Origin of the sequence: Mycobacterium sp. E802 (assembly GCF_001666875.1) — a bacterium.
Classification (GTDB): domain Bacteria; phylum Actinomycetota; class Actinomycetes; order Mycobacteriales; family Mycobacteriaceae; genus Mycobacterium.
Window position 1 is genome coordinate 18,110 of record NZ_LZJD01000156.1, and the last position, 21,713, is coordinate 39,822.

General features: G+C 64.8%; 24 protein-coding genes and 2 pseudogenes. 10 read left to right on the forward strand and 16 right to left on the reverse strand.

Annotated features, from left to right (window positions below; translation table 11 throughout):
* Positions 1-2: 2 nt before the first annotated feature.
* Positions 3-482: a hypothetical protein gene (locus A5699_RS22445; protein ID WP_067774081.1), complete on the reverse strand. Its 480-nt coding sequence runs from the start codon at positions 480-482 to the stop codon at positions 3-5.
* 106 nt (positions 483-588) lie between these two features.
* On the opposite strand from A5699_RS22445, the gene A5699_RS22450 reads away from it, so the two are divergent.
* Both A5699_RS22450 and A5699_RS22455 read left to right on the forward strand, forming a co-directional pair.
* The gene (locus A5699_RS22450; protein WP_157561402.1) at positions 589-1,146 is read left to right on the forward strand and encodes a hypothetical protein; all 558 of its coding nucleotides are present in this window, start codon (positions 589-591) and stop codon (positions 1,144-1,146) included.
* A gap of 72 nt (positions 1,147-1,218) precedes the next feature.
* A pseudogene (locus A5699_RS22455) lies at positions 1,219-1,494 on the forward strand (transposase); the annotation flags it as partial.
* A gap of 16 nt (positions 1,495-1,510) precedes the next feature.
* Here A5699_RS22455 and A5699_RS22460 read toward each other — a convergent pair.
* Positions 1,511-2,533 (reverse strand): IS110 family transposase, encoded by a 1,023-nt coding sequence (locus tag A5699_RS22460; RefSeq protein WP_231965802.1) that lies wholly within the window; start codon positions 2,531-2,533, stop codon positions 1,511-1,513.
* Between the two features lie 267 nt (positions 2,534-2,800).
* Between A5699_RS22460 and A5699_RS22465 the strand changes: the two are divergent.
* Positions 2,801-3,661, forward strand: a pseudogene (locus A5699_RS22465) (IS3 family transposase); the annotation flags it as partial.
* A gap of 165 nt (positions 3,662-3,826) precedes the next feature.
* On the opposite strand, the gene A5699_RS22470 reads toward A5699_RS22465, so the two are convergent.
* Positions 3,827-4,921 (reverse strand): hypothetical protein, encoded by a 1,095-nt coding sequence (locus tag A5699_RS22470; RefSeq protein WP_067774094.1) that lies wholly within the window; start codon positions 4,919-4,921, stop codon positions 3,827-3,829.
* A gap of 164 nt (positions 4,922-5,085) precedes the next feature.
* Here A5699_RS22470 and A5699_RS22475 point away from each other — a divergent pair, with 164 nt between their 5' ends.
* Entirely contained in the window at positions 5,086-5,766 is a 681-nt protein-coding gene (locus tag A5699_RS22475; RefSeq protein WP_157561403.1) for a hypothetical protein, read from the forward strand.
* 33 nt (positions 5,767-5,799) lie between these two features.
* Here the strand turns inward: A5699_RS22475 and A5699_RS22480 are convergent, their stop codons facing one another.
* The 4 genes from A5699_RS22480 to A5699_RS22495 form a co-directional block, all read right to left on the reverse strand.
* On the reverse strand, positions 5,800-6,345 hold the full coding sequence (locus A5699_RS22480) for a GrpB family protein (protein WP_197508364.1): 546 nt from the start codon (positions 6,343-6,345) through the stop codon (positions 5,800-5,802).
* Positions 6,346-6,579: 234 nt separating this feature from the next.
* Positions 6,580-7,338, reverse strand: a complete 759-nt coding sequence (gene istB / locus A5699_RS22485) for an IS21-like element helper ATPase IstB (protein WP_064866778.1) — start codon at positions 7,336-7,338, stop codon at positions 6,580-6,582.
* A 17-nt stretch (positions 7,339-7,355) separates the two neighbouring features.
* A complete protein-coding gene (gene istA, locus A5699_RS22490) occupies positions 7,356-8,993 on the reverse strand; it encodes an IS21 family transposase (protein ID WP_064866780.1) in 1,638 nt (545 codons plus the stop codon).
* 35 nt (positions 8,994-9,028) lie between these two features.
* On the reverse strand, positions 9,029-9,880 hold the full coding sequence (locus tag A5699_RS22495) for an SAM-dependent methyltransferase (RefSeq protein WP_074405135.1): 852 nt from the start codon (positions 9,878-9,880) through the stop codon (positions 9,029-9,031).
* Positions 9,881-9,980: 100 nt separating this feature from the next.
* Here A5699_RS22495 and A5699_RS22500 point away from each other — a divergent pair, with 100 nt between their 5' ends.
* The gene (locus tag A5699_RS22500; RefSeq protein WP_064866784.1) at positions 9,981-10,535 is read left to right on the forward strand and encodes a TetR/AcrR family transcriptional regulator; all 555 of its coding nucleotides are present in this window, start codon (positions 9,981-9,983) and stop codon (positions 10,533-10,535) included.
* Between the two features lie 177 nt (positions 10,536-10,712).
* On the opposite strand, the gene A5699_RS22505 is transcribed toward A5699_RS22500, so the two are convergent.
* Entirely contained in the window at positions 10,713-11,048 is a 336-nt protein-coding gene (locus A5699_RS22505) for a helix-turn-helix domain-containing protein (protein ID WP_067774102.1), read from the reverse strand.
* Positions 11,049-11,098: 50 nt separating this feature from the next.
* Here A5699_RS22505 and A5699_RS22510 point away from each other — a divergent pair, with 50 nt between their 5' ends.
* Complete coding sequence (locus A5699_RS22510) at positions 11,099-11,860, forward strand: SDR family oxidoreductase (protein WP_067774105.1); 762 nt, start codon at positions 11,099-11,101, stop codon at positions 11,858-11,860.
* A gap of 108 nt (positions 11,861-11,968) precedes the next feature.
* Here the strand turns inward: A5699_RS22510 and A5699_RS22515 are convergent, their stop codons facing one another.
* Both A5699_RS22515 and A5699_RS22520 read right to left on the reverse strand, forming a co-directional pair.
* Complete coding sequence (locus tag A5699_RS22515; RefSeq protein WP_231965801.1) at positions 11,969-12,571, reverse strand: bifunctional 2-polyprenyl-6-hydroxyphenol methylase/3-demethylubiquinol 3-O-methyltransferase UbiG; 603 nt, start codon at positions 12,569-12,571, stop codon at positions 11,969-11,971.
* Between the two features lie 4 nt (positions 12,572-12,575).
* Positions 12,576-13,055: a hypothetical protein gene (locus tag A5699_RS22520; protein ID WP_067774108.1), complete on the reverse strand. Its 480-nt coding sequence runs from the start codon at positions 13,053-13,055 to the stop codon at positions 12,576-12,578.
* A 106-nt stretch (positions 13,056-13,161) separates the two neighbouring features.
* On the opposite strand from A5699_RS22520, the gene A5699_RS22525 reads away from it, so the two are divergent.
* A complete protein-coding gene (locus A5699_RS22525; RefSeq protein WP_157561404.1) occupies positions 13,162-13,725 on the forward strand; it encodes a hypothetical protein in 564 nt (187 codons plus the stop codon).
* Between the two features lie 274 nt (positions 13,726-13,999).
* Entirely contained in the window at positions 14,000-14,629 is a 630-nt protein-coding gene (locus A5699_RS22530) for a class I SAM-dependent methyltransferase (RefSeq protein WP_067774115.1), read from the forward strand.
* Positions 14,630-14,743: 114 nt separating this feature from the next.
* Here A5699_RS22530 and A5699_RS22535 read toward each other — a convergent pair whose 3' ends face one another.
* The gene (locus tag A5699_RS22535; protein WP_231965803.1) at positions 14,744-15,103 is read right to left on the reverse strand and encodes a thermonuclease family protein; all 360 of its coding nucleotides are present in this window, start codon (positions 15,101-15,103) and stop codon (positions 14,744-14,746) included.
* 9 nt (positions 15,104-15,112) lie between these two features.
* On the reverse strand, positions 15,113-15,316 hold the full coding sequence (locus A5699_RS22540; RefSeq protein ID WP_369806752.1) for an excalibur calcium-binding domain-containing protein: 204 nt from the start codon (positions 15,314-15,316) through the stop codon (positions 15,113-15,115).
* A gap of 137 nt (positions 15,317-15,453) precedes the next feature.
* On the opposite strand from A5699_RS22540, the gene A5699_RS22545 reads away from it, so the two are divergent.
* Positions 15,454-17,022 carry an acetolactate synthase large subunit gene (locus A5699_RS22545; protein WP_067774118.1) on the forward strand — a complete coding sequence of 523 codons (1,569 nt, stop codon included), beginning with the start codon at positions 15,454-15,456 and terminating at the stop codon, positions 17,020-17,022.
* Between the two features lie 19 nt (positions 17,023-17,041).
* Here the strand turns inward: A5699_RS22545 and A5699_RS22550 are convergent, their stop codons facing one another.
* On the reverse strand, positions 17,042-18,040 hold the full coding sequence (locus A5699_RS22550) for an SAM-dependent methyltransferase (protein WP_082957831.1): 999 nt from the start codon (positions 18,038-18,040) through the stop codon (positions 17,042-17,044).
* A 161-nt stretch (positions 18,041-18,201) separates the two neighbouring features.
* Between A5699_RS22550 and A5699_RS22555 the strand changes: the two genes are divergently transcribed.
* Positions 18,202-18,981, forward strand: coding sequence for an SHOCT domain-containing protein (locus A5699_RS22555; protein ID WP_082957832.1), 780 nt, complete (start codon positions 18,202-18,204; stop codon positions 18,979-18,981).
* Between the two features lie 17 nt (positions 18,982-18,998).
* Here the strand turns inward: A5699_RS22555 and A5699_RS22560 are convergent, their stop codons facing one another.
* From A5699_RS22560 to A5699_RS22570, 3 genes are all read right to left on the reverse strand, one after another.
* Positions 18,999-20,372, reverse strand: a complete 1,374-nt coding sequence (locus A5699_RS22560) for a styrene monooxygenase/indole monooxygenase family protein (protein WP_067774124.1) — start codon at positions 20,370-20,372, stop codon at positions 18,999-19,001.
* A gap of 163 nt (positions 20,373-20,535) precedes the next feature.
* Positions 20,536-21,162 (reverse strand): MBL fold metallo-hydrolase, encoded by a 627-nt coding sequence (locus A5699_RS22565; RefSeq protein ID WP_067774127.1) that lies wholly within the window; start codon positions 21,160-21,162, stop codon positions 20,536-20,538.
* Positions 21,159-21,713 (reverse strand): zinc-binding dehydrogenase (locus tag A5699_RS22570; protein ID WP_157561407.1); only part of this gene is annotated, 555 nt, incomplete at its 5' end. The genes A5699_RS22570 and A5699_RS22565, both read right to left, overlap by 4 nt.

Genomic DNA, 21,713 nt, shown 5'->3' on the forward strand with positions numbered 1-21,713 from the left:
CCTCAGCTTGCTTGACCGTAAGAGACCAGCGCCAGCAGGACGCGATCGATGAAGTCTCCGAACTTGTCAGGCCGCTGATCGAGTGCTTCAACCGAATGCAGGGTGAAGTCCTTCTTTCCGCTAAAGGTGAATGTGGCGCGTCGAGTCCATTGGGTCACCCGCCGGGATACCTCGTCGTAGCGCTGGTCCTCAATAGCGATGTCGACCTGCTTGAGTTCGGCCAGCGGTATCACCGCACCGGTGATGGCAACATTGGAGTCATCGTTGCTTCCCTCGCAACTCAGCACCCCGAACTGAGATCCATTCAGCCACGTGACCGTATGTATGCCGTGTTCAGAGTTGGTGTAGCCGACAGCATGTGCACTGGGGTGAACGTGACGACGTGCGACATTCAAGAACACCCGGGGGATGGTGGCGGTGCTGTCGTCGAAAACTTTGCGCTTCCATTCCCGCAGGGCGTGATCAGGATCGTTTTCGGTCATCGGATTCCCTTCCCTAAGCCGGTGTCATCTGTCACGATAGACGATAGACAGCGCGGGCGAGAAGGGCAACAGACACTCAATGAACGAGACCTCACCACGGGCAACGTTGGCCGATCTGCTGCGCCAGGCCATCGACGACCGCACGGGAGCCCCGCTACGCGACATTCAGGCCCTCGTCGAAGCCGAGGAAGCGGCCCGGCCACGGGGTATGTCACTTAACCGCAGCACCGCCTCGCAGATCTTGCGAGGCGCTTACCGCGGTACCCCATCGCCGGCGACCGTGCGCGCCATCGGCTGGCTGGCCGGCGTGACCGAGGAGGAGGCGTTCGCGGCGGCCGGCCAACCGGCACCCGGTCGCCCATTGGCTGACGAACTTCCCGCCGCCACCGACACCCTCAACGACCGCGAACGAACCGTCGTGATCGATGTTGTGCGAGCGCTGCTCGCACAACGCCATAACACCGACGCGTGGAAAGCCACTACCGCCGAAGCCCTCGGGCAGATAGCCAGTGACCTGGCGACTATCCAGCAGACCCTCGACGACGCCGCTAGCAGAAACGACGCAACCGAAATCATCAGTGCTGCAACCACTGAGATGACCCATGTAATCGCTCGCACCCGCCGGCTCGCTGAACAGTGCGCGACCGAGGACCCCCTGAGGTGAGCCCTTCGTAGTGGTCCAGTCGTTGTGGGACTCTGTTGTCCGAGTGTTCGGGCAGGAGGAATCGGCAACGACATGACATCGAAGAAGCGCCGCCGGCACACGCCGGATCAGATCATCCGCAAGGTCGCCGAGGGCAACAAGCTGCTGGCGGCGGGCCAAGAGCTCGACGAGGTATGCCGGCACCTGGAGATCGCCGAGTCGACCTGGCACCGCTGGGTAGCCCAGTACGGCGGCATGAAGGCCAACGACGCCAAACGGCTCAAGGAACTGGAAGCCGAGAACGCCCGACTCAAGAAAATGGTCGCCAACCAGGCCCTCGACATCGACATGCTCAAGGAGATCTCGGCGGACGCTCCTATAGATGTCAAGTGCTGATGTTGGCGTAGTCGGCGCGGAGCGTCTGGAAGACTTCGCGGGCGAGGTAGCGCTTCTGGCAGCGGATGATTTCGGGCATGGATAGGCCCTCGGTGGTTCGGCGGTCTGCGTAGGCCCGGCTGCGGGGGTCGTAGCGCAGACGCACAACGGTGGCGATGTGAAGTGCGCTGTTGCCGGTCCGGTCGCCGCCTCGGTGTAGTCGGTGCCGGTTGGTTTTGCCCGAGGATGCCGGGATCGGGGCAACACCGCAGAGGTGGGCGGAGGCGGCCTCGCTTCGCAGCCTGTCAGGGTTGTCGCCCACGGTCACCAGGAGGGCTGAGACGGTGTCTGGTCCGAGGCCGAACACCGCGCTGGTCGCTGGTGCGGCGGTCCGGGTGAGTTCGTCGAGTTGCTTTCGCAAAGAGCGTGTTTCGGTGTCGAGATGTTGGACCCGTAGGGCGATCGACCGTAGGGCGTGTTTGGCCGCCTGGGCGGGCTCGGCGAGGTTGGTCGAGTCGGGCCGCAGTCGGGCGCAGGCAGCGACCAGCTGTGCTGAGGACAGGCCGCGCAGCTGGGTGCGGAGCGATTCGGGAGCGGTGATGACCATCGAGCGCAGAGTGTTGACTGCGGCGGTGCGGGCTTTGACTGCGCCGATGCGGGCGACGCGCAGCATCCGGATGGCTTCGATTGGTCCGTCGGCGAGTTTCGGTGCGCCGCTGGCGTTGCCTGCCAGTACGGTTCGCGCTGCTGCCTCGGCGTCGATCGGGTCGCTCTTGCCGCGTTGCCGGCGGAGACGTCGGTCTGGGCGCGGCACTTCGAGGACGTCGATACCCTGAGCGTGCAGGTAGCGGGCCAGGCCGGCTCCGTGGGCGCCGGTCCCTTCGACGCCGACCTGGCCCAGGGTTCCTTTGCCGCGCATCCATTTCAGCATCGACGCGTAACCGGCTGGTGTGGCGGGGAATTCGGCGTCGGCGAGCAGTCGGCCGTTACGGTCGATGACTACGGCGTGGTGTGTTGCTGTGTGGGTGTCCACTCCACCGATGATGGATCTTTTGCTGCCGGCCATGTCTGGCTGGTTCCTCTCTGTTGGCCGGGCCGTTGCGCGGTAGGGTGGACAGGCCAGTGATGGGCCGCGGGCGAGCACGCTCCTATCAGGTCACACCGTCCGTGCCGAGGCCCGAGTTTCCCTGTGTGGTGGGTGCCGCTCCGAGGCTCGACAGGTCCTTTGAAAGGCACACGATCGGCCAGGAAATTTCAGGGTCACAACCCCGGAACGGCATCCGGTAACCATCATCACTGGAAACTTCTGACCCCGAACCGCAAGCGCAGCGCCGTGACGATGCTGCGCGACCGGTTCGGGGTATCGCAACGCCGCGCCTGCACGGTGGTGGGCCTGCACCGTTCCACGATGCGCCTGGCCCCACCGCCGATCAGCACCGAGGAGGCCGAGCTGCGTGCCTGGCTGCGCAAGTTCTCCACCGACCGGCCCCGCTGGGGATGGCGGCGAGCAGCCAAGATGGCCCGCCGAGCGGGCTGGCAGGTCAACAACAAACGCATCCGCCGACTCTGGCGCGATGAAGGCCTGCGGGTGCCCCAGCGCCGCCGCAAGAAGCCGTTGACCGGCATCGGCGTCGTCGTCGGGGCGATGTCACCGATCCGGCCCAACGTCATCTGGGCGATGGACTTCCAGTTCGACACCACCGCCGACGGTCGCACGCTCAAGATGCTCAACGTGATCGACGAGTTCACCCGCGAGGCGCTCGCGATCGAGGTCGACCGATCCATCAACGCCGACGGCGTCGTGGACGTCCTGGACCGCCTGGCCAGCGGCCACGGCACACCGACCTACGTGCGTTTCGACAACGGACCCGAGTTCGTGGCTCACGCCGTCAACGACTGGTGCCGATTCAACAGCGCGGCTTCGCTATTCATCGATCCAGGGTCGCCCTGGCAGAACGCCTGGGTCGAATCGTTCAACGGCCGGCTACGCGACGAACTGCTCAACGCGTGGCGCTTCGATTCCTTACTCGAAGCCCGCGTGATCATCGAAGACTGGCGCCGCGACTACAACGCCAACCGACCCCACAGCGCCCACGGCGAACTCACCCCCACCGAGTTCGCTCTACAGTGGACCACGACCCACCAACCCCAAGTCGCATAGTGACTGGACCACCGATTGGGTCCCCCTCACCATTGCGTAACCAATGTCTCCCCAGCAGAGTTGTTCGATAGCGACAAAACGTTCCGCAGTCTCGCATGTTTAGAAACGAGACAGGCCAGAGGAATGCAACCAGCCTTCGGCGTCGGATCGCCCCGAAGAGGGGGCTTACCTTATAGCCTGACCGCCCTGAGACAGCAGGACCAGGAACGGGTGCGCCGCTTCGACGATCGTGGTTGCCATTTCGACTGCGGCCTCCGCCTCGCCGCCGGTGTATTCACGGCCAGCATGAGTCGCTCGGTTCCGCGGGTAGATCAGATCCCGCTTCAGCTGGTCTGACAGAACGCCCGGCCTCAATATCCGTATCAACGATTCGCGACCTTCGAGCGCCCGGTACTTGTCCGTCAATGCCTTCCTTACCGGTTCGGTAACACCGTCGGCAACGAGATACCGGTCGATCAGCGTCGTCATCGCAATCTCTGCAGCTGTCCCTGCGTCAATAATCGCACGGCGGTTCTGACCTGCACGCAAGAGCGAGCGAGTGTCGCGAATAAGGAGCCACTCGGCTGGAGGTGCTTGGTTGCCCGCGATTGACGCGCACTTCTGCAGCTCGTCCAACCGCAGCTGGCGCTGGGGAATCCCCCCAATCGGCGGCGGAAAGTAGCGCCATCTCATGTCCACCCGCTGTCCATCCTCGTCACCCGTCCAGGTGAACAGCGGGCGCGTGCGAGTAAGGCCGCCTGAATCTCCACCGAGGCCAACGAAGTCTTGCCCGGTAAGAATTCCAACCCATGATGTGAACCGCGTCCAATAGTCGTCGAGCTCACCAAGGAACCTCTGGGCGGCCGCCTCGAACTCTTCGTCGTTGGTCGTGGTTAACGTCGTAGCGAATCGACAGCGGAGGACCACTGCGCTGTCTCGTGCGGTCTCGGGATAAACAACTCTTGCGCTCCCGTCGTCCAGCACGCAACCCCAGACAGGGTCCATCATGTGTTCTTCTTCGCGGTGCTCCGTCGAGTTCCGGGGACCATACGTCCAGGTCGGCGGCATAAGATCCCGCCGGGGCACGTGGGGTTCATTTAGCTGGGAACGGATCTCTGCCGGAATCGGATCGGGTGTCCTGTCGACTTGCGGTAGACCGATGGTGAGGTCATAACCCGCGGTGTGCGAGTCGACCGTCTGACCCAAGCATCCTGTCGTTACGTAGAGGCCGGATCCGCCAACTACGAAATGGCCCTCGAAGGGCCACACCTTGTCCGCCATCCACCGATCATCGCAATTAGCGATGCTCGTTCGCTGGCATCGACGCGGCCCTCCGCGCCGAAACCGGCGCCGCCGAACACGGCAACAGTGTCGCCGGGGCCGGAACCACCAACCGACTAGAGGGCACCCACCGCGGGTGTCATCACATGGTCCATCCTGGTGGTGTGTCCAACGAGTCCACCGCCATCGCGGTCACCGCGCGCGGACTTGACGACTACCGCCACATGTTCGCACTCGACGACGACACGTTGGCCCAGTGCAAATTCCTCGACTGCGCCTCCGGCGCTTCATCATTCGGTGCTGAACTGCGCGCCCGCGGCGGGCAGGTCCTTAGCGCCGACCCGCTCTACGGTGCCGGTCTGGACGCCGTGCACCGTCGCGCCCTGCACAATCTGAACAATTGCGAGCAATGGCTCAGCACACACACCGACGTTATCGACTGGGGGCACCTGGGTTCCCCAGCTGCCTACCGCCGCAATGGCCTGCGGTCACTGGCGCAGTTCACTGCCGACTTCGCCGCCCACCCCGACCGATACTTCACCGCGTCGTTGCCGGTCATCCCACTTAAGGACGACGCCGTCGACGTCGCGCTGTGCGCGAACTTCCTGTTCGCCTACGCCGACACCTTCGACGCCAGCTTTCACGTCGCCGCGATCACCGAGCTGGCCAGAATCGCCCGGTCCGAGGTCCTGATTCACCCCACCAGTGCACGTGACGGCCGGAACCTCGACGACTTCACTGACGCTGTCGACCGCGGCCTGTCCGCCGCCGGATTGCACACCCAGATTTTCATCGCACCGAGCACTTGGCTTCGCGGAGCATCAACGATGCGGATCAGCACTTGACACCATCATTGAGAGTCTCGGCTCGTGCGTCGGTCACGCGGTCCAGCCTGAGCGTTTTGCCCACTCCTCCGCGTGGCGCATGATTGCGCCGATGAGTGGGCCCTTGGCCTCGGCGTAGGTGTTCATATCGGGCCAGTCCTGCTGCGCGAGTTGGTTCTTGAGTTGGTTGTAGGCTGCCCGGTCAGATTGGTCATAGCGCAGCCAGTCGCGAAAGAGCAGTTGGTGTCGTTCCCAGTCGCTGCCCGCGGTGCAGACGTGCACGTGCACCCCTAAATCTGGTGTGCGCACCATGCGGTGCCCAGGCTCGCGGACCCTGAGCTGATAGCCAGCCGCGATGAGGTCAGGAAGATACTCCTGTTCACGGTCGACATCGACGACGCTGAGCTGAATGTCGATGATGGGTTTGGCGGCCAGTCCTGGCACGGAAGTGGATCCGATGTGATCCACCCGCACGGCCTTGGCCCCGAGCGCCGTCAAGATCGCTTCCCGCTCTGCTGCGAACCTCACGGGCCACGCGGGATCTGGCGGTACCACCTTGATGTCCCGCTTCTCCACCCCGCCGACCAGCTCGGCGGGCACTGACGGAAGGTCGGCGGCGCTGCTGTCACTCACAACCGGATTACACCATCGTTGTCTCGTTTCTAGAGAACCAAGACGACTCAGATTCTGTCTCGCACGGACATGCTCAGGGTGGTGTGGCTCCGAGGGTCTCGTCCGACACCGCTTGTAGGCGGGAAGTGACACCACCAAGGCAGGATGCTGGCCAATGATGTTGGACTGAGCCGACACCACCACGCCGGCGTCTAACGCCAGTCAGCTCCTCCGTTTCCTGCTGGCCTGGGCCAGTCGGTAGGAGTCGGTGCCGGTCTCAAGGATGGTGCCGCCGAAGGTGAGGCGGTCGACGACCGCGGCGCATAGCCTGGGGTCGGAGAAGGTCTTCGTCCAACCGCTGAAGGACTCGTTCGAGGCGATCGCGACGGAGGCCTTCTCCTCTCGTTCGGTGAGAACTTGGAAGAGGAGTTCGGCGCCACGGCGGTCGAGCTGCATGTAGCCGAGCTCGTCGATACAGAGGAGGTCGACGCGGCCGTAGCGGGCGATCGTCTTGGCAAGAGTCATCTCATCAGCGGCCTCGACCAGTTCGTTCGCGAGCTGGGTCGCCAGGGTGTACTTGACGCGGTAGCCGCCCATGGCGGCTTCGGCGCCAAGGGCGATCAGGAGATGCGATTTGCCGGTGCCAGAGTCTCCGATCAGACACAGCGGCTGCCCCTTCTGCACCCATTCGCACTTGGCGAGTGTGTGGACGACCGCGGGGTCGATGTTCGGGTTGGCTTCGAAGTCGAAGGACAGCAGGGTCTTTTCGCGGGGGAACTTGGCGGCCTTGATTCGCCGTTCGGAGCGTCGGCGGCCGCGGTCGTCGCACTCGGCGAGGAGAAGTTCTGCGAGGAATCCGCGGTAGGACATCTGTTCTCGACCGGCCCGGTCGGAGTACTCGGCGAAGGAGTGCCGAATGGTGGGCATCCTCAACATTCGGCAGGCTTGGTCGATCGCTGCGTCGGCGGCTTCCTCGGTCATTCCACGTCGCCTGGCACTCACTGCGCGGCTCCTTCGTGTGGGTTCTTGCGGCGGCTGGCTAGCAGCTGGTCGTACTTGTCCACGGTTGGCAACGGTCGGTCGTCCGCGGGTAGTTGGGCACGCAGCCGATGTTCAGTCAGAGATCGAACGGTCGGCGCCTCGGTCGGTTCCCTGCTGTGCTCAGCGGCTGGGCCGTCGGAGGTGTCGTCGTGCTTGCGCGCCTCCAACGCAACGGCATCGGCCGTGAGGGCTCCGGCGTCGAGGGCGGTGGCGAGGCCGGCGACGATATGGGCGTGCGGGAGGTGTCGGTGCAGCATGAGGACTTCGATGAGCGCACGGGTGCCGTCGACGTCGCCGTGGGTCTTGCAGGCAGCTGCCCACCATGCGTCGTGGACTGGGGTGAACCGACCGGATGCTCGGGCTTGCTCCAGCGCGGTGGCGCCAGGGAACGCACCCGGTTTGCGATGGAGGACTTCGAGGTAATGGTCGAGGTCGACGCGGGTGCCACCTTTGGTCATCAGTCTCTCGTGGCGTGCAATCTCGGCCGTTCCCTCGTAGACGACCAGTTCGCTGGCATGCAGCAATACCCGTACCTGGCGTCCGACCATGCCAGCGGGCACGGAGTATTTGTTCATCCGGACTGTGACCTGGGCGTATCGGTCAACCCTGGGAGTGAACCAACGACCGGTCTCGAATGGATCGGCCGGCGGCGGCGCCAGGAGCGGCTCCTCGGTCGCGAAGTGCTCACCGACAGTGCGGGCCCGGGATCCGATCCGGCGGGTCTCGTCTTCGAGGTCCCAGACGTCAATCATGGCGTTGAGCTCCGAGATGGAATCGACCTCGGGGATCGGGACGAGGTGGTTCCGGCGGAACCATCCGATCTGCCCTTCCACCCCGCCCTTCTCGTGAGCGCCGGTGATACCCGGTTGACAGTAGAACGCGTCGACGCCGTAGTGCGAGCGGAACGCAGTCCACCGCTCGGTCTCCACCCGCTTGCGGCTAAACCCAAGAACGCTGGCGACAGCGGCCTTGAGGTTGTCGTATCGGATCTTCCCCACCGGAACCCCGCCGAGCTTTCTAAACGCGTGGACGTGTCCCTCCATGAAGGCCTCTTGGCCCGCAGAGGCCGAGATCCGGTGAATTGCCTTGCCCGAGTATGACAACCGCAAGCAGAACAGCGCACACGTCACCAGCTCCCCACGGATCCAGACCGCGACCTCGCCGAAATCGACCTCGGCCTCCCGCCCGGGCATGTGGTGCTGCGGGACAAAGGTGGCGGCGGGTTCTCGGCCGGCCTCGATCCGGATTTCGCGGCGGCGCGCCGCCACATATTCCCGCACCATCCAGTACGACACGTCTACGGCGTGGTGCTCGTCCAGAAGCCGGTCGTATATGCGTTTCGCGGTGTGTCGTTGCTTCCGCGGCGCATCCAGGTCGTCTCGCAGCCAGCCATCTATCACCTCGCGATATCGGTCCAGCCGAGATCCCCGCTTAGGTGGCGCCTTACGTTCCCTTGGCCACGCCGACTCCAGTGCGGCCGCTACGGTGCGGTAGCCCACACCGTGACGGCGTTGCAGCGCGCGCTTTGACAACCCGGCACGCGCATCGCGCCGGATCGCGGCGTACAGATCAACACGAGACCGACCGGTGGACATGCCTTACAGTCCCGTCAACCGGCTCAACGCGGTTCCTATGCCACGAGGGACTCGGCGATGAGGTATCCGCTTCGGGGATCGCCTCCAGGTGGACGGCCGCAGGCGCGAGCGAACTCGCCATGAAGATGCACGGTTGTTTGCCAGTTGTGTTCGTTGAGCCAATCGATCATGGGGTCGGGCGGGTCTGTACGCGAGTTGTTGCCGTCGGGCACCAACTCTGCGAGTGCCTGGTACGCCGGCTCGGTGGCGTCGGCTTGGATCACCGCTGTCACCAATCGGCTTCCAGGTGCTGACAACATGTTTGCCTGGCCCAGAACGGCCAGTCGATCGCCGAGGGACAGGTATGGCAGGCAACCCTCGTCGATCCACAGCGTGCGTTCGCCGACGCGCAGCCCCGCCGCGAGCAGCGCTTCCGACCAGTTCTCTCGAAGATCGGCCGGGACGACGGTGCGGTTGCAGTTCGGCGAGACGGCCTGAGCGTTGAGGACCGGTTCCTTGAAGGCGAATGTGTCGGGCAGGTCGACCTCAAAGACGCGGAGGTCGGGCGGCAGTGGCAGTCGGTAGGCCCTGGTGTCGAGTCCGGCGCCAACCATCACGACCTGTCGCATCCCGGACTCCACAGCAGCCTGTAGTTGGTCGTCGAAGAAGCGAACCGCCACGATCCGGCCATCATGGAACATCTCGGCGGTTTGCTCCAGCTTCGACCACGCATCAGGGCCGGCCTTCTCTACGAATCCTTGGCGAGCCGCCGCTGCGAGTGCCGCGGCAAGTGGATCGTTCACCAGCCCGTTTGGGTGGTCGGTCTCTCGCGCCCTGATGACGGCAACCCCGATAGCAGTTGCTCCGACCCCTCTGAGCATTGAATCGGACAGATTCGATAATGCCATGGCGCCGCATCTCCTCGATAAGTTACTTGCCGGTCGGTTAGTCTTTTTGAAAGGTACGCAGTTACCTAACCGGCCGTCAAGTAGGTAGAGGAGCAATCGAGTGGACCGTCGGCGCACCGACACGAGGGCACGAATCCGGTCAGTCGCGCTTGAGCTCTTCACTGATCAGGGCTACGACAAGACGTCGATGCGGGAGATCGCGGAGCGGCTCGGCGTGACCAAGGCCGCGCTCTACCACCACTTCCCGAGCAAGCAGGACATCGTCACGGATTTGTTCGCCTCGCTTCCTGAAGGCATTGAGGAGATCATCACGTGGGCGGGGACGCAACGGCCCGGGAAGAGGACGCGTGAGCAGATTTTGGTCCGATACGGTTCGCTCCTGCACGAGGTCGGTCGCGATATGGCGCGATTTATGTATACAAACCAGCCGGCCTTCAGTCAGCACCCTTCGGCATTCACCATGCGTGAGGGAATGATCCGTATAGCAAACGAGATGACTGCCCCTCACCACAACGCGCGCGACGTCTTCCTGGCGCGTCAAGCCCTCCTCACTGTTGGCTGGAGCTCTGCGATGATGGGCGATCTCGATCTCAACGACGACGAGTGCTACGAAGCCTCACTGGAGATCGCTCGCGACCTTCTTGACCGCATCTGACGCCACGTTCGGGGTCTACCTGGTGCACAAGAGAATCAACGGTCCAGACTGTGGCACGGCGCAGCGATGACCAGACGCGGTGTCGCGCAAGACCAACACTTCCCGCCGCTCGTGAGCGGGTGGTGTCAGAACTGACCTTCAAACGGTGTCCATCAGCACCTTCGTAGCCAGTGGTGCTCACCGCGCCGGCGATTGCCAGCTTTCCGACCAGTCCCATAGGGGTGCGAGGGCGGTGCCGAGTGCGTGTCCGGTGACGGTGAGTTCCCAGGCGCCCGTATCGGACTTGGCGGTGACATTGGCGGCGGAGAGTTGTTGAAGTCGCTCGGCGAGCATGCTGGACGAACAATTTCCCATTCGGCGGCGTAGTTCGAGGAATCCCAGTGGGCCGGGTTCGAGTTCCCACACGATGCGCAAGACCCAGCGCTGACCCAGTAAATCCATCGCCGCCAGCACGGGGGCGTTTGCAGGGTCGTCGGCGCGCTGGATGAACTCGGGACCGCTTGCGCTTCTCATTTAGAAGCAGCATAGTTGCTTCTAAATCAGAAGTATTTGCAGGAGGTTGCATGCCCTCGGTACGTGATACAAAACGCCCGGTCGCGCTCGTGACGGGTGCCTCGCGTGGCATCGGCGCCGAAGTTGCAGTTCAGCTCGGCGCGTTGGGCTATCACGTCGTCGTCAACTTCCGTGAGAAAGCCAAACGGGCCAATGCGGTCGTCGAGGCGGTGCGGGCCGCCGGAGGTTCAGCGTCGAGCGTGCGAGCCGACCTCGTCGACAAGGCTGCTGTGCTGGCCATGTTCGAGGTGATTAAGGCGCGATTTGGCTGCTTAGATGCGTTGATACTCAATGCATCCGGCGGTTTGGAGTGGGGTGCCGATCCAAGTTATGCACAGCGGCTGAACTGCGACGCCCAGGTGCGCCTGGCGCACCTGGCGTTGCCGCTGATGCCGAAGCGCGGGCGTCTTGTCTTTATTACTAGTCACCAGGCTCATTTCCACGGCGTGAAGCCTGTGCCCGCCGATTACGTGCCTATCGCCGTGAGTAAGCGCGCCGGAGAAGACGCCCTGCGCGGTATGCGCCCCCTCCTTGCCAAGCACGGGATCGAACTGGTCGTGGTATCAGGCGACATGATTGACGGCACAATCATCGTCCGACTACTCGAACGCCGTGATCCCACAGCGGTGATCGCTCGCCGGGAGGCAGCAGGCGGACTACCGACAGTCATTGAATTCGCACACGCGGTCACACGGGCGGTCAACGAACCCTCGCCCGGCGAGACCATCTATGTCGGAGGCTACGACTACCTGTCTGCATCCCACCTCGACTAAGCCGCTTTCTTCCCGAACAACATCACAACGGTTCCGTCTTACATCTAGAGATCTGAGGTCGATCAGATCCTGTCTCATGTGTAGCTGGCGCGATCAACCGGTGTGCTTCTACTTCGGTTTGCGCCAGGTGATGGCGTATCGCCATAGCGGGAGCCGCCGCCATGCCATGCCGGGTAGCGCCGTCGATGCGATCTGTTTGACCTCGGTGTAGCTGTGCGGAAACTGCATCTTCACCGGGGCGTTGTGCTGCCAGTAGCCGCGAGTGCGGGACAGGACGTGGTGCTGCACGACCCCAACGGCATCGAGGGTGTAATCGGGCAGAGTCGAACTGCGGGCACACCCGATCACAACCAGTGAGCCGCCGGGGGCGGTGAGGTCAGCGAGGCGCTGCAGGCCGGCCGCAAGATCGGGGAAGTGATGGACTGTGGCGACTGCGGCAACCAGGTCATAACGCGCCTCGGGCAAGCCGAAGGTGAGGGCGTCGCCGATGATCCAGTTGACGCGAGCCGAGGTGCTGGATCGTGCGAGGTTGATGACCTCGGCGTCGGAGTCGATGCCGGTGACGTCCGGGATCCCCTCGGCGAGGCGGACGGCCAGCAGGCCGTCACCGGTACCGACGTCAAGAGCGGTCCGCGCAGCTGCCGGGGCGGCGTCCAGCACGATGTCGTAGTAGTGGGTGTTGTGGTTCCACCGATGTCGGTCGTCGCTCACCACCTCAGCTTGCTTGACCGTAAGAGACCAGCGCCAGCAGGACGCGATCGATGAAGTCTCCGAACTTGTCAGGCCGCTGATCGAGTGCTTCAACCGAATGCAGGGTGAAGTCCTTCTTTCCGCTAAAGGTGAATGTGGCGCGTCGAGTCCATTGGGTCACCCGCCGGGATACCTCGTCGTAGCGCTGGTCCTCAATAGCGATGTCGACCTGCTTGAGTTCGGCCAGCGGTATCACCGCACCGGTGATGGCGACATTGGAGTCATCGTTGCTTCCCTCGCAACTCAGCACCCCGAACTGAGATCCATTCAGCCACGTGACCGTATGTATGCCGTGTTCGGAGTTGGTGTAGCCGACGGCATGTGCACTGGGGTGAACGTGACGACGTGCGACATTCAAGAACACCCGGGGGATGGTGGCGGTGCTGTCGTCGAAAACTTTGCGCTTCCATTCCCGCAGGGCGTGATCAGGATCGGTTTCGGTCATCGGATTCCCTTCCCTAAGCCGGTGTCATCTGTCACGATAGACGATAGACAGTGCGGACGAGAAGGGCAACAGACACTCAATGAACGAGACCTCACCACGGGCAACGTTGGCCGATCTGCTGCGCCAGGCCATCGACGACCGCACGGGAGCCCCGCTACGCGACATTCAGGCCCTCGTCGAAGCCGAGGAAGCGGCCCGGCCACGGGGTATGTCACTTAACCGCAGCACCGCCTCGCAGATCTTGCGAGGCGCTTACCGCGGTACCCCATCGCCGGCGACCGTGCGCGCCATCGGCTGGCTGGCCGGCGTGACCGAGGAGGAGGCGTTCGCGGCGGCCGGCCAACCGGCACCCGGTCGCCCATTGGCTGACGAACTTCCCGCCGCCACCGACACCCTCAACGACCGCGAACGAACCGTCGTGATCGATGTTGTGCGAGCGCTGCTCGCACAACGCCATAACACCGACGCGTGGAAAGCCACTACCGCCGAAGCCCTCGGGCAGATAGTCAGTGACCTGGCGACTATCCAGCAGACCCTCGACGACGCCGCTAGCAGAAACGACGCAACCGAAATCATCAGTGCTGCAACCACTGAGATGACCCATGTAATCGCTCGCACCCGCCGGCTCGCTGAACAGTGCGCGACCGAGGACCCCCTGTCTCGTTTCTAGAGAAACGAGATGGCCGATCGGCGACAGGTCATGCGGTCCGTGATCACAGGCCGGAACGCCTCAGAAGCGTCTCGTTTTCAGTCTCATAGCGAGTGTCTCGAATCTTCGATGTCGGCAAACAACGAGACGGCGCAGCGGCAATGCCGTCGGTTACATGCGCAACAAGCAAGGCCCGATTCCCCATCATGGCTTACACATGTATTCATCGCCTAGAACTGCGCAAAGAGGCTAATCTCCAAGGTTTGTTACGGATAAGCCATCATCGAGGTGAACCATGGCCACCGGTGATCGCACCGCCCGATGGAACCGATACTGGGACAAGAAATCCCGTACCTACGACCGCGAAATCGGATTCTTTGACCGCCACCTGTTCGGCGACTCCCGCCAATGGGTCTGCAGCCAAGCGGCCGGCACCACCCTGGAAGTCGCCGTCGGCACCGGCCTCAACCTCGAGTTCTACCCCGACACCGTCACGCTGACCGGGATCGACTGGAGCGAACAGATGCTCGACCTGGCTCGTCAACGTGCCGCCGACCTCGGCCACCCCGCCACGCTGCAACAAGCCGACGCCCACCACCTACCGTTCGACGACGCCACCTTCGACACCGTCGTCTGCACCTTCGGGCTCTGCGCCATCCCCGACCACACCAAAGCCCTCAACGAAATGACCCGCGTCCTGCGCCCCGGCGGACAACTCATCCTGGTCGATCACATCCGCAGCAGCGTCGCCCCCGCCCGAGCCGTGCAACGCTTCCTCGAACTGTTCACCGTTCCCCTCGGCGGCGAACACTTCCTGCGCCGCCCCCTCAACCACATCCGCAACGACCCCAACCTCGACATCGAACGCGTCGAACGCTTCAAACTCGGCCTCGTCGAACGCCTCACCGCCCGCAAACCCACGTAACCCGAGGCGAACTCACCGACCATCCAGCTAGAGCTGTCCCACATCAACAGCTCAGCCGCGCCCTCGAAGGCTCCAAAGACTCCGACTGATGACCGGCCCCGGTGAACGGATTGACTAGTGCAGATAAGTTCGCCCATAGCGGTCGGTCCGGTCCTGTGTCGGATCCGGTTGCAGCGCAACCCGTTGCCCGACCATGTTCGCCCGGGCGAACTCCGTGGCCTCCGGTCCCCAACAGCCCACGGTGTAACCGGGCTTCTTGGTTTCAGGTGTGTCGATACCCAGGATGCGGACCCGGAGGCGGCCCCGCACGTCGTCGCGGATGTCGATGGTGTCCCCGTCAACCACCCGCAGCACCTGCGCCGTGGCCGTGACCGGCTCAGCGGCGACCGCCGGTGGCCGCAGGAACGCGGCCACGAGCAGCACCACCAAGGCGAGGAAGGCCCTCGCGTCGGTCAGGCGCACTGTCGATGTCACCGGTCGTTGTCAGTTCTTCTCACATGCGATGCCGTCGCCGTCACGGTCGAGGTGTTCGGCATAGCCGGGATCGTCGGTGGTCATGTTTGCCTTGCCGTCCGCATAGGCGTCCTTGCAGTACCGGTAGGGCGGATCCGCCTGCGCCGCGGGTGCGATTCCGACGGCCCCGGCAGTCAGGGCAGCGGCGACGAGAAACACACGAAACATCTTCATTCCCTTGTGATCTTGAATTGACGGTACTGCAAGTTAACGCATGGTAGTACGCCGTCGCGCTTGCGTGGGGCAATGGGTGAAAGTTCAGCCGGCCGCGGTGGCTGGCATCGACGGTGGTCGCCCATCAAGATGGACGGGTGCACGAACCCAGCCAGAAACCTGTATCCGGCGCCGAAGTGGTGGTCAATCGATTGCTCGCCGAAGGCGTCGAGGTGTGCTTCGCCAACCCGGGCACCTCGGAGATGCACTTCGTCGCGGCGCTGGACAGCGCCTCGGCGATGCGTCCGGTGCTGTGCCTGTTCGAGGGCGTCGCGACCGGTGCCGCCGACGGGTATGCCCGGATCGCCGGACGCCCGGCGGCCACCCTGCTGCATCTCGGGCCCGGCATGGCCAACGGCCTGGCCAATCTGCACAACGCCAGGCGGGCGTTCAGTCCGGTGGTCAACATCGTCGGCGATCATGCGACCTACCACCAAGCTCTCGACGCGCCACTGGAATCCGACATCGACGCGCTCGGGCGTTGGACGCACGGCTCGGTGTACCGCCCCGAATCGGCCGCCGACCTCGACGCGGCCGTCCACGATGCGGTACGCAGCGCGACGGGCCGGCCCGGGATCGCCACGGTCATCCTCCCGGCCGACTATTCCTGGGACACAACACCGCAGAACCCGTTGTCCGACACTGCGTCTGCCGCGGAGCCTCGGAGCGGCGGCGCCGGCGACGTCGCCTCCGCAGCGAAACTGCTGCGCGACCATGGAAGCCGTGCGGTGGTATTGCTCGGCGGTGCGGCCACCGACGCCGCCGCCCTGCAGGCCGCGGACCGCATCCGTACGGCTACCGGGGCGCGCGTCCTGGTCGAAACTTTTCCGGCCCGGTTGACCCGGGGCCGCGGCGTGCCGGCGATCGAGCGGCTCGGCTATCTGGCCGAGCAGGCCACTCAACAGCTCGCAGGGGCAACGCATCTGGTGCTCGTCGGTGCCAAGGCGCCGGTGACATTCTTTGCCTACCCCGGCAAGCCGAGCGTGCTCGTGCCTGACGGCGCCGACGTGCATACGCTGCATCCCGACGAGTTGTCCGGTGTGGCAGCCGAATTGGGTGGGGAAACGCCGCCTGCTGCGCAGGCCGAGCCGGCCGTGCTGCCGACCGGCCCGCTCAACCCTCAGAACCTGGCGCAGGTGGTCGCCGCGCTGCTACCCGAGAATGCCATCATCTCCGACGAGGCCAACACCAGCGGAGTGGCTCTGCCGGCCGCCACCGCGTCGTCCCCGCGCCACGACGTCCTCACCCTGACCGGCGGCGCCATCGGTCAAGGTCTGCCGGTGGCCGTCGGCGCCGCCATTGCCGCCCCGGACCGACCGGTGATCGCCTTGCAGTCCGACGGCAGCGCGGCCTACACAATCTCCGCGTTATGGACGATGGCCCGGGAACAGCTCGACATCACGGTGGTGATCCTCAACAACCACGCCTACGCAATCCTGCAGCTGGAGCTGCTTCGGGTGGGCACCCAGGCCGACGGTGAGCGGTCGCGTTCACTACTGGACCTCGGCCGTCCTGATATCGACTTCGCCACGATCGCAGAAGGTTTCGGGGTACCGGCCACCCGGGCCGCCACCGCCGAGGAATTCGCCGAGCAGTTCCGCACGGCACTCGCCGCGCCGGGGCCGCACCTGATCGATGCGGCCCTGCCGACCTGGTCGCCGCGCTGAGATGCTCAGGTGGGCGGGATCACGACGTCGGGCGGCGCTTCTGCAACACCACCGCCGCGATCGGAATCCGCATTTCTTCGGGCGCCGCGGACAACCGTGCCGCGATGCCGGCGTGCAGCCGCTCGTAGAACACCGGTACCCGCTCCGGGGCACCGGTGAGCGCAGCCCCCAGATCGGTGAACGCCGTGAAGCGGCAGAAGTCGGCCCAGCGAATGCCGAAAGCCGTTGAACTCCCGTCACTGCGGTAGGCGTTGAAGATGCGGTCCTGGGCGTCGAACAGTTCCAGGTGCTGAATCTCCAACCGCTCGAACCGGCCCGACGGGGCGAACGGCGCGGTGAAATCCACCGCACGCCGCCCGGCGATCGGCAGCGACATCCCGGCGACCTCGTCGTCACTGACCAGACCGTCGGTGCGCAGTTCGGCCAACGTGTCGACGATGGACCGGAACAACGGGTGGTAACCGAAATCGCCGTCGTCGGCCTCGCCGATCGTCAGCACCACCAAGCGGCCACCCGGAAACAGCTCACGTCCTCGGAAGGCGATGAACTCATGCCAGTCATGCGCCGCCTGCCGGGCATAGGCGGCGCGCACACGATCGTCGCTGCAGTACGCCGCGACGACGTGATCGGTGACCGGCATCGGCACCCGGCCCAACCGCACCACCCCCCAGGCCGACCAGCCCAGGTGCACACAGTTCGACGGCAGAATCTGGGTGTAGAACGACCGGCCGACCGCCGAACTGAACGTGGCCGAATCCTTGTGCTGGTAGGACTGTGGATCGTCCTGGAGCACGCGGAACATCGTGGAGAAGTCGTTGTCGGCGGTGTCGGTGTGCGTCACCAGAATCGAGTGCTCGGGCCGGGTGCGGCTGCGGATGGCGGCGATCGCCGCACCGAGCGGCTGCATCGAATTGTGCGCCGTACCCGCTCCGTAGTCTGCGATCACGATCGGCTGAGGTGGCTCCGGGATCGGAACCGTACGTGCAGCTTCCTCGAGAAGTTTGATCGCCGAAGTCATTCCGGCGGTGTGGGGGCGGGGCGCCGATGGGCGCGGTCTGGCCATGGCTAGCTGAGCGGCGCCAACCGGTGTGCCGGCCGGGCGGTCTCGAGGTTGTCGGTCCCGTTGCGAGGCATACTCCGACGGTAACCCGCGCTCACCGGCTGTGGCACACTTCGGCGGTGAGCAACGGACCCAGCGGCTCCCGGATCGCGATGATCGCGTCGATCGTCGCCCTTGCCGTGGCGATCTTCGGCGGCGTCGGATCGTTGATGGTGAATGCGTTCGTGATCGCCGATCCCGTCGCCTACGGCGAGGTACCGCTGCCCGGATCGGCCGATATGGAATTTCCGGCCGGCGATGTGGACATCAGCTACCGCGCCAACACCCTCACCGTCGGCGGCAAGGGGGTGATGGTCCCTCCGATCGAACTGAGCATCGACCCACCGGCAGGTGTCGACCGGCCGCTCATCACCGACTCGATGAGCAGTTCGACGAAGAGCAACCGCGAGGTCACCGTGCGGGTCTTCACCGTGCACGTCAAGCAGGCCGGCACCTACCGGGTGAACGCCAAGGCCTCGGTGTTCGAATCTCAGGAGCCCCGATTGGTCTTCGGCCACAGCAGCCCCTACTACTGGGTGGTGTGGCCGTTCGTCGGGCTCGGGGTGCTGGCCGGCGGCGCACTCGCGGCCTCGATCGTGTGGTCGATGCGCTCCGGCAAGCGGACCTATCCGGTGGCGCCGCAGACGTCCGGCGAACCGGTGGCCTGGCCGCCGCCGGCGGCGGGGCCGGGATCGGGATCGGGCAGTCCGTATCAGAGCGGGCCACCCTCGGCCCCCTACGTTCCCGACGAGCAGGCGATCCGGATCGAACAGCTCAAAACGATTACCGCCCTACGTGACAGCGGAGCGCTGACCGAAGCGGAGTTCGAGGCGGAGAAGCGCCGGATCCTGGACAGCTGACGCGGGGGAGCGGCCCGTCACGCCACTCGCCGGGGCAGGCCGGACCGCTGGAACGAGCCGGCTGGGGTGAACCGTGCCAACAGCGCGTCGGCGGGTTCGCCGGCGAAGTCGCTGATCAATTGCCTGGCCGCGGCCTCGGAGGTCAGTGATTCCACCGGCCGCGGATCATCCAGCAGGCCATAGAGTTTCGTGGCAAATCGGGGGCTGCCCTGTGCCGCGGCGAAGAACAGATTGCCGTACTCGGACAGTTCTGGATCGGACAGGAACAACCGGGTCACCAGCTGCGCCGCCCGCGCCCGGCCGGCATAGAACTCCTCGAAGGTCTCGCGCAGCCAGGCCTCGTCGAACGGTCCGTCGTGGCGGGCCGCCTTACGTACCAGGGCAGCGGCCTGCACCAACCCACCCTGGGCGCCCTGCCCGGCGATCGGATCGTAGGAGACCGCGGTGTCGCCCAGGGCCGCCACGGGATGGCCGTTGGCGGTGCGCCCGACACCGCTACGCACTACCTGGGTCACCGCGCCCTTCAACCACGAGTGCGGGTCGTCCTCGATGATCGTGAGCTCGCTGACCTCAGGAAGATCCCAGTCGATGTAATCGCGGTGCAGGGCGGTGACAATGTCGAGTGCCGACTGTGCGCTGTCGGCGCCGGCGAAGCGACGCTCCCAGTCGCTGCCCGGGCGGGCCCAGCCCAGGAACGCCCACGTCGGCCCGGCATCCTTGTGTAGGTAGCCGCCCCACCATGCCTCACCCTGGTCGGTGACCACGGTCAAAGCACTGTGGCGTCCGCCGGCCGGCCCGCGGTGAGTGAAAACCTCTGGGCTGTGCGGCAATCCAGTCGTGGTCACCGTCAACAGGCTGCGTTGCGGCCGGTCGTAGGCAGAGCGCAGCGGGTCGACCGGGAACAGCGAGGACAACCCGTCGCGGCCGGTGGCCACCAAGGTCAGGTCGACACCGGCGGCGATGCCGTCGAGGCGTTGCGGATCGACGGCGTCGACCACGAACCGCCCACCGCGCCGCTGAAAGAGGGTGAGCCGGTCGTCGGCCTTGAGGCGGGTGTCCACCGCGATGCCGACGAATCCGTCGAAGGCGGCGTCGAACGCGATCTCCTCGGTGCGGTCGGGGCCGGAACCCTCGACCACGCGGACGCTCTCACCGGTCGATGTCGGAGCCGTGGCCAGGTAGGTGTTCAGCCCCAGGCTCTCCTCGGCCCGCTGCGCCGCCCCAAAGATCAGTGCCGTTCCGGTGGCCGGCACGTCGTTGCGCAGGCCGAGTTGGTCCCGATTGCTGTAGACCGTGACGTCAAATCCGTTGTCCAGCAATCCGAGGGCAGCGGTGACGCCAGTCTGCCCGGCGCCGATCACCGCGGCGGTACGCCCATGCGAACTCGTCATGGCTGCCACTATCGGACCGCCGGGCCGCGGTGTTAAGCAACTGGCTCAGCGTGATCGCAACCCGCGAGCGTGCGGAAAATGCTGCCACCACACGGAGTGGCGGGCAGCAGACACGCACGCTCGCGGTGCGGGATCCTCGCCGCTCGTTCCTCGCGGTGCATCGTCAGTGCCCGCGGGCGACCCATTCGTCGTAATGCACGATCTCGTCACCGATCGTGGTGGTGTCCCCGTGCCCGGTGTAGACCACGGTTTCACCGGGCAGCATCCCGAGCCGCTTGGAGATGGACTCCAGGATCGTCGGGAAATCGGAGAACGAACGTCCGGTGGCACCCGGGCCGCCCTGGAACAGGGTGTCACCGGAGATGACGGCGTTCAGTTCGGGGATCGACCAGCAGACCGAACCAGGGGAGTGTCCGGGGGTGTGCAGGGCGTGGATTTCGATGCCGCCGGCGCGCAACACTTGATCGTCGTCGACGGTGCGGAAGTCCTTGTCGGGGTGGGTCATCCGCCACAGCATCTCGTCGGCCGGGTGCAGCAGCACCGGCGCGTCCAGCTCCTTGCTGAGCTCGGGGGCGACGGTGATGTGGTCGTTGTGCCCGTGGGTGCAGACCACGGCGACGACGTTACGACCGGCCACGGCGTCGATGATCGGCGCGGCGGTGTGTGCGGCGTCGAACACGATGACGTCACTGTCGTCGCCGACAAGCCAGATGTTGTTGTCGACGTCCCAGGAGCCGCCGTCGAGTTCGAACTTGCCGGACGTGACGACCCGTTGGATGTTGGCACTCACTTCAGCACCACCACCGAGCGCAGCACCTCACCGTTGTGCATCTTGTGGAACGCGTCTTCGATCGCGTCCAGGCCGATGCGTTCGGAGACGAATTTCTCCAGCGGCAGCCGGCCCTGCAGGTACAGACTGATCAGGGTGGGGAAGTCGCGCTCGGGCAGGCAGTCGCCGTACCAGGACGACTTGAGCGAACCGCCGCGGGAGAAGAAGTCGACCAGCGGCATCTGCAGGGTCATGTCCGGGGTGGGGACACCGACCAGCACCACGGTGCCGGCCAGGTCGCGGGCGTAGAACGCCTGCTTCCAGGTCTCGGGGCGCCCGACCGCATCGATCACCACATCGGCGCCGAATCCGTCGGTCAGATCCTGGATGGTCTCGACCGCGTCCAGTTCGCGGGCGTTGACGGTGTGGGTAGCGCCGAAATCGCGGGCCCAGTTCAGCTTCTTGTTGTCGGTGTCGACCGCGATGATCTTCTTCGCGCCGACCAGGGCGGCCCCGGCGATCGCGGCGTCGCCGACACCGCCGCAGCCGATCACCGCGACCGTGTCGTCACG